The sequence below is a fragment of the Nosocomiicoccus ampullae genome, from assembly GCF_001696685.1.
Taxonomy (GTDB): Bacteria; Bacillota; Bacilli; order Staphylococcales; family Salinicoccaceae; genus Nosocomiicoccus; species Nosocomiicoccus ampullae_A.
This window is the reverse complement of the sequence record NZ_MBFG01000006.1, coordinates 46042-52816: the sequence shown is the minus strand read 5'-3', so window position 1 is coordinate 52816 and position 6775 is coordinate 46042. Positions and strand designations below refer to the sequence as shown.

Annotated in this window: 5 protein-coding genes; 3 read left to right on the top strand and 2 right to left on the bottom strand. The window is 37.6% G+C overall.

All coding sequences use genetic code 11. The features are described from left to right. The first annotated feature begins 27 nt into the window (after positions 1 to 27). Together BBS29_RS04730 and BBS29_RS04725 are read left to right on the top strand one after the other, a co-directional pair. The gene (locus BBS29_RS04730) at positions 28 to 1290 is read left to right on the top strand and encodes an ABC transporter permease (protein ID WP_143861260.1); all 1263 of its coding nucleotides are present in this window, start codon (positions 28 to 30) and stop codon (positions 1288 to 1290) included. A 304-nt stretch (positions 1291 to 1594) separates the two neighbouring features. Beyond that, a complete protein-coding gene (locus BBS29_RS04725; protein WP_068129488.1) occupies positions 1595 to 2497 on the top strand; it encodes a nuclease-related domain-containing protein in 903 nt (300 codons plus the stop codon). 532 nt (positions 2498 to 3029) lie between these two features. Here the strand turns inward: BBS29_RS04725 and BBS29_RS04720 are convergent. Further along, positions 3030 to 4208 (bottom strand): M20 metallopeptidase family protein, encoded by a 1179-nt coding sequence (locus BBS29_RS04720; RefSeq protein ID WP_068129485.1) that lies wholly within the window; start codon positions 4206 to 4208, stop codon positions 3030 to 3032. Between the two features lie 12 nt (positions 4209 to 4220). Continuing rightward, on the bottom strand, positions 4221 to 5411 hold the full coding sequence (locus BBS29_RS04715) for a M20 metallopeptidase family protein (protein WP_068129483.1): 1191 nt from the start codon (positions 5409 to 5411) through the stop codon (positions 4221 to 4223). 166 nt (positions 5412 to 5577) lie between these two features. Between BBS29_RS04715 and BBS29_RS04710 the strand changes: the two genes are divergently transcribed. Beyond that, entirely contained in the window at positions 5578 to 6765 is a 1188-nt protein-coding gene (locus BBS29_RS04710; RefSeq protein ID WP_068129481.1) for a glycine C-acetyltransferase, read from the top strand. Positions 6766 to 6775 lie beyond the last annotated feature (10 nt).

Below are 6775 nucleotides of genomic sequence, written 5' to 3'. Positions count from 1 at the left end.
ATAACAAATTTCAGGAGGTTATATACAGTGAAAAAGATTAAGTTAGGCATGATACCAGTCGTTGCTGTGCTTTTATTAGTGATTTTAGCGACAGCTTTTTATCCGGCATACAATCCACAGCCGAAAAATATTCCTCTCGCAATTTTTACACAAGATGAAGGAATCGAGCAGCAAGGTGAAGAGGTAAACATCGGTGAAGAGTTCGTGAAGAAGGTAAAATCGAATGATGGAGATGAAATAGAGTGGCACGAGGTAAAGAGTGAAGAAGAGCTAAAAGAAGGTTTAGAAAACAAGGATTTTATTGGTGCATTAGTTATCGATAAAAATTTCTCTAAAAATGCGATGAGTAGTGCTCAAAGTATTTTAATCAATCATAAACAAGCAGAAATGAAAAAGTTGATTGAATCTGGAAAATTAAGCAAAGAAGAAATTGCGAAAATGATGAAAAATCAACCAGACCCGTCTGAGATGGACGAAATTAAACCAGAACAAGCGAATTTAGAGATTATCATTAACCAAGGTGCAGAAGCACAATTATCACAAATGGCAACTCAAATTCTAAGTAAAATTACGGATACTATGAATGATCAAATTAGTAAACAAAGTGTATCGATTTTATCAGAGAATGATGTAAATGTATCTGCTTCAAAAATTGATCAGTTAACACATCGAGTTAAAGTAGAGCAAACGATATTGAATGAAGTGAAAGACCATCAAGCAAACGGAAATGCGCATGGAGTCATGTTTTTTCCAATTTGGCTAACTCCTATGATAATTTCAGTATTATCTTATCTGATTATTAGAAATAACAAGGATAATCTAGAAGGTGAAAACCGACATAAACTAGCGATAGCATTACCGACGATGATTGTAATTACTAGTATAGTTGGTGGATTTACTTATGTTTACTACATGGACTGGGTGATGGGATTCAATTTTAATAACACTCTATTAACTGCGACATATATATCTATTGCAATACTAGGATTCACATCATTGATTGTTGGATTCTTCGCGTGGATTGGATTCGCGACAATTCCAATCTTCATCTTATTCGTATTCTTTACGATGCCAGCAATTATGCTACCAAAACAAATGTTACCAACGTTCTATCAAAATTACGTTGTACCATGGAACCCATTTGTAAAATATGCAACAACATTAAAAGAAATACTATATACAGGTGGATCGCTTGGAAGCGGTGGTACAGTATGGATGTTTGCGAGTTTCGCGATTATAGGACTCGGACTTTTAGTAATATCGATTTATACGAAATATAAAAAAGCATAGAGATGAATGGAATCTAACCCTCGTAAGACGTGGGTTAGATTTTTCTATATACGGATGCATTGGTAGGTGTCTTGGAGTGTTTTATCTTCTAAAGGATAAAAAAACTCTTTCGTGGGATTTTATCTAACAAAAATATCCTAGTTTTGTTAGATATCCGGATATATTTAACAAATCAGCAGAATTTTTGTAATTTAAAAGAATAAAAACCCTCTGAAGCGTTTATTTTCTAGGAAATCGCGTGTTCACTGAAAGTTTTAAAAGATAAATCGCACTTTCCTAGCATATGTGTTTAGGAGGGATAAAAATGACAATAAGTGAATTAGAGTTTTTGGAAAGAAGATATGATTTGGACCGAGAGCAACAGCTTGAACTCGAGTTAGAGAGAAAAGGCAAGGTTGGAGAATTTTATTTTAAAAGTTTAATGGACAATAAGTTAAATGATAATATCGCGGTGATCACTGATTATCGTTTTGAAAGTGGCGGAAGTGAATGCCAGATTGATTTTTTAATCGTGTTGAATAATACATGCATTATCATTGAGATTAAAAACTTCTATGGTGATTTTGAATTGCGAGATGATGGTTTTTATCGTTTAAATCCTTTGCGTAAAATTAAAAATCCATTGTCTCAAACAGAACGTGCAGAGATTATGTTAAAAAATCAGTTGAAACGGCTAAATTTAAATTTAGATGTTCGATACTATGTGGTGTTTGTAAATGATCAATGTTCGCTTTATCAGTTAACGCGTGATAAGCCGATTGTGATGGCGAGTCAACTGAATCGATTTTTAGAATCACTAAATGAAGAGGCATACGATAAGAATCATAGCTATACGTTGAAGAAATTAGAGTCTGCTCGACTGAAGGAGTCTCGATATAATCTTGAATTGAAATTAGATTTTAGTCAGGCGAGAAAAGGTCTAACGTGTCAAAGTTGTTCGGGATGGCTTGAGGTCGAGACGTATAATAGTTTGAAATGCCAATCGTGTGGTGCTGATGAAAAAATCGAGAACGCAATTAGAAGAAGTATTACCGAGATGAAGACGTTATTTCCAAATGATGCAATTACATTGAGTCGTTTAAGTGAATGGATTGGGCACGCGTATACACCGAGCAAGCTGCGACGACTATTAAATGTGATTTGTCACAGTCATGGAGACAAGAAAGGACGACATTATACGTTAAAGGGAGATAATACACTTTCTTAAAATTATAATTAACAAAAAAAGTGTGATTCTGTTAGATATCCGGATATATTTAACAGATTTCGTCGCCGAGACCAACTTTTTGTTAAATATATTTTTTTATCTAACAAAAACATGTTGAAATCCTAAGTTTTTGTTAATTATCTTGATATATTTAACAAATTAGCGAGATTTTTGTAAATAAGCGCTGCTCAGAAGGTTATTTATCTTCTATAATGATAAAAATACACTTTCTTAAAATTATAATTAACAAAAATATCATGATTCTGTTAGATATCCGGATATATTTAACAAATTTCGGGTGTGAGACAGACTTTTTGTTAAATATATTTTTTTATCTAACAAAAACATGTTGAAATCCTAAGTTTTTGTTAATTATCTTGATATATTTAACAGATTAGCGTTTTTTCTGTTAATTAACGTCCTCTTTAACCTACCAAAAGAACAAAAGCCTACTGAGACGCTCAACTACTGGGAAACTCATCTACATTCACACAAAAAGTCCCCTCTAACCAAAGAGGAGACTATCTAATATTTACTTCTCTAACTCGCCAAAGTTCATGACGATTTTTAAGAAGAGTTCGAGTACGGATTTCATGCCGTCCTCGTCGATATCGAATTTTGGATGGTGGTGCGGATGTGTAATTCCTTTCTCGACATTTCCTACACCTGTTGAGAAGTAGCAACCTGGTACTTTTTGTAAATAGTACGCTGCATCTTCTCCACCCATTGATGGTGGGAGTTTCACGACGCTTTCGACGAAGTCGACGTCTTTTTCAGCTAGACCGCGCACGTAATCTGTCATTTTGACGTCGTTTTTAAGCGCAGGGTAACCGCGGTGAATTTCAACGTCGAAGTCGACGTTTTGTGCGAGTCCTACGCCTTTAGCGATTTCTTCAATGCGTGATAGTACGAGTTCGCGGACGTCACTTTCATATGTGCGGACAGTTCCTTTTATCTCGACGTATTGTGGAATTACGTTAAATGCTTTTCCAGCGTTAAATGCAGTGACTGAAAGGACTGCAGATTCTAACGGATCGACATTTCTCGACACAATAGACTGTAACTGCTCGATTAAATACGCGGAAGCGACGACTGGATCGTGCGTCGTATGAGGTGCAGCACCGTGTCCACCTTTACCTGTCGCTGTAATCGTGAATGTATCGGCATTTGCGTACATCGATTCGTAGTTCCAGCCAAATTCATGGACAGGCTTTAAAGACGCCACGTGCGTACCAAAGAAATAATCGACGCCATCTAAACAGCCGTCTTCGATCATCGATTTTGCACCACCTGGAACGAGTTCCTCAGCGTGTTGGAAGATAAAGACCACGTTTACCGGTAGTTCATCTTTATGTTCTGATAAAATATGCGCAAATGTAATCAGTGCAGCTGTATGCGCGTCGTGCCCACAAGCGTGCATCACACCGTCGTTTTTAGATTTATACGGCACGTCATTTTCTTCTTGGATTAAAAGCGCGTCGAAGTCTGCACGAAATGCGAGTGTATCGTATGACTCATCGACGATTAAACGCGCGACGACACCATTTCCACCGACGTCTCTTTCAATTTCTAAAGGTAAATCTTTTAATTCATCATAAATATATTGTTTTGTTTTAAACTCTTGAAATGAAGGCTCTGGGTACATATGTAAATGTCTACGTCTTTTCACAGCGTCTTCAAAATGTTCGAGTATCGCTTCACGAATGTTCATAGAATCTCCTCCTTACTCGTCCCACGTAATGATATTTTCTAGTTCAATAATTTTCATAAACATTTTTAAAGCGGACAACATCGCGTCTTCATCTAAGTCAAACATTTCATGATGGTGCGCGTACGTTGAATTTTTACTTTCATTACCTGAACCTGTTAAGAAGAACGCACCCGGAGTATCTTGAATGTAAAACGAGAAGTCTTCACCGATCATTAAAGGTTTTGTGTCTGTGTAATTTAAGCCGAGTGATTTTGCTGCTTCCTCTACGATACCAACTTCTCTTTCGTGGTTGATTACTGGTGGGAATCCTCTATGGTAAAAGAAATCAGCTTCAGCACCACGTTTTTTAGTTGCAGCCTCAATTTCACGCTCGAAAATTTTTACGATTTCTTCTCTGACGTCGTGGTCAAACGTGCGTACTGTTCCTTCTAATACGACGCGGTCTGGCATGACGTTGAATGTGTCCCCAGCTTTAATATGACCAAACGTCACAACTGCACGGTCAATCGGTGAAATTTGACGGGATACGACCGACTGTAAATTCACTATTAACTCGCTCGCAATTAAAATCGCGTCGATGTTTCTTTGTGGATACGCTGCATGCCCACCACGGCCTTGAATCGTAATTCTAAATTTATCAGGGCTCGCAATTAATGCACCACTCGTAGAGTGAATTTCATGTGTATCGAACTGACTCCAGTAATGTTGGCCGTAGACAAAATCGACGTCATCTAAAATACGATCTTTAATCATCGCTTCAGCGCCACCTGGTGGTTCTTCTTCACCATATTGGAAGATAAAACTCACCTTACCATTTAATTTATCTTTAAATTTTGAGACAGCGTCGACGAGTGTGAGTAGCGTCGTAGTATGCGCGTCATGTCCACATGCGTGCATCACTCCGTCCACAGTAGATTTGTACGGCACGTCTTTTTTATCTTGTATTGGTAACGCGTCAAAATCGGCACGAAACGCAATGTGCGGACGCCCGCTACCAAAACTTGCAAAGATACCTTTACCGTCGTTGTCGTCGTTTTCACCGACACGCTCTTTAATTTCAATGCCATCATACGACTTTAAACGATCTAATATAAATTGATATGTTTTTTCTTCTTGAAATGAAAGTTCGGGATGTTGGTGGAGATAGCGTCTAGTCTCGACCATGTCACTTTCATAGTTAGAAACGAGTTTTTCAATCGTCATCGTAACATCACTCCTATCTTTAATATTAATAGTTTAACAGAATCAATTGGAGAGTGGGTTAAAATAGTCCGAAAATTTCAAATACATTATAAATATCATTTGATTTTAAGTAACTTTGTATTCTGTTAAAATATAAGTTAAGAACTTTAAGGAGGACGTTTAAATTATGTCAAAGACTTTACAAGAGTATTTAAATCAGAATTTAACTGAATTAAAGGATAACGGTCTATACAACGAAATCGACGTTGTAGAAGGTGCGAACGGTCCAATTATCAATATCGATGGAAAAGAATTAATTAACTTATCGTCAAATAACTATCTCGGTCTTGCAACAGATGAAGAAATGAAAGCAGTTGCAAAAGAAGCAATCGACTCACACGGTGTCGGTGCAGGAGCTGTACGTACGATTAACGGTACGATGGATCTTCATAGAGATTTAGAAGAAAAACTTGCGAAGTTTAAAGGTACAGAAGCGGTTATTGCGTTAACGTCAGGTTTTAACGCAAACCAAGGTGCAATTCCTGCAATTATGAAAAAAGGGGACGCAATTCTTTCTGACGAATTAAACCATGCGAGCATTATCGATGGATGTCGTTTATCTGGTGCGAAAATTATTCGTGTAAATCATAACGACCCAGAAGATTTACGTAAAAAAGCAAAAGAAGCGACAGAGTCTGGCGAATACAATAAAGTGATGTACATCACGGACGGTGTATTCTCAATGGACGGAGACGTCGTAAACTTACCTGAAATGATTAAGGTCGCAAAAGAATTCGATCTTATTACGTACGTCGACGACGCGCACGGGTCAGGTGTTATGGGTAAAGGTGCCGGAACAGTAAAACACTTTGGCTTAGAAAAAGAAGTCGACTTACAAATGGGTACTTTATCTAAAGCAATTGGTGTCGTAGGAGGATACGTTGCGGGATCTAAAGATTTAGTCGACTACTTAAAAGTTGCAGCGCGCCCGTTCTTATTCTCAACAGCGCTAACGCCAGCAGATACTGCAGCAATTACAAAAGCGGTAGAAAAATTAATGGCATCAACTGAACTTCATGACAAACTTTGGGAAAATGGAAACTACTTAAAACAAGGCTTAAAAGATGCTGGATTTGACATCGGAAACTCTGAAACACCGATTACTCCAGTTATTATTGGTGAAGAAAAGAAAGCACAAGAGTTTTCACGTCGCCTACAAGAAAAAGGCGTATACGCGAAATCGATTGTATTCCCAACAGTACCAAGAGGTACAGGGCGTGTGAGAAACATGCCAACAGCAGCACACACTAAAGAAATGCTCGATCAAGCAATCGAAATTTACACAGAAGTCGGTAAAGAACTCGGCATCATTTAAGGAGGATTTT